Here is a 1,125-nt window from a genome sequence, read left to right as displayed (position 1 = left end):
CTCCCGGCCCAGGTCGAGCAGGCGCGTCACCGCGCCGGTGCGGGCGTCCAGCACCGCCACGCCCTCGCCCCCGCTCATCGTGCCGGCGCCACTGGCGGTGGTGGTCCACCCGGCCTGGCCGATCCGGTCGCCGCGCTGCCAGCCCCGCCCGTACACCTCGTCCAGCCGGTAGCCGGGGGGAAGCGCGCCGGTGGTCACCGGCCGCCGGTCCGGCGCGCCGCCGGAGGCGGGGAACCGGCGTACGGCCAGGCCGCCGTCCCCGGACCAGCCGCCCACTGTGAGCAGGTCGCCGGACCGGGCCGGCTCGGGTACGACGAGTGTCCACGGGTCGACTGTCAGCTTCGGCGCCGCTCCGGTGCGCCGGTCCAGCTCGTACGCGGTGTCGTTGTCCCCGACGATCAGCCGGTCACCGGCCCAGACCACGTGTTCCAGGTAGCCCGCGAGCGGATAGCGACGCACCTCGGCGTCGGTCAGGTCGACCACCACCACCTCGCCGGTCTGCGCGAACGCGGCGGTCCGGCCGTCCGGCGACAGGCTGCCCGGCTTGAGTGCCGTCGCCTCGTTGCCCTCGGCGTCGCGGGTGGGCGCGAGCGTGACCACGTCGAGTTCCCGGACGATGCCGTCGTCACCCAGCACCCGGACCGTGCCCGCCTCGCCGGTGGCCGGGTCGACCGGCTGGTACAGCGCCAGCGCCCGGCTCACCGGCCGGTCGGAGAGGCGGTAGGGGACCCGGTCGCCGAGCCGGCCCAGCGGGTCGCCCGCCTCGCCGAGCCGGTCCGGGGGCCGCTGCACGACCGGCGCGCTCGGTGCCGAGGTCACCGCCGGGCGGGGTGGCGCCGCGGGGGGCGGGCCGGAGCGGTGCAGGAGCGCCGTCGTACCGCCGCCGACAAGGACCACGGCGACGGCGGCGGCCCCGGCGGCGCGGCGGACACGACGGACCCGCCCGGCCCGTTCCCATCCGGCGGCGGCCGGCCGGGTCGGGCGGATCTCCTCGGTGGCCCGGGTCAGCAGCCGGGTCAGCTCCGTCTCGTTCACGGGTTCACCTCGCTTCCGGCGGCCAGGCCGTCGCCGGACCGGCCGGGGGCGGGCACCACGTCGCGCAGCCGGCGCAGCGCGTCGTGGCAC

Annotated in this window: 1 protein-coding gene; it reads right to left on the bottom strand. The window is 78.4% G+C overall.

What is annotated here, in order from left to right; genetic code table 11:
* Positions 1-1,035, bottom strand: a 1,035-nt coding sequence (locus KBX39_RS31720; protein WP_210874103.1) for a hypothetical protein, incomplete at its 3' end; no start/stop codon positions are given.
* Positions 1,036-1,125: the final 90 nt, after the last annotated feature.

This window comes from Micromonospora sp. D75 (assembly GCF_018070405.1).
GTDB lineage: Bacteria > Actinomycetota > Actinomycetes > Mycobacteriales > Micromonosporaceae > Micromonospora > Micromonospora chalcea.
This window is presented reverse-complemented; position numbering and strand designations above follow the sequence as displayed.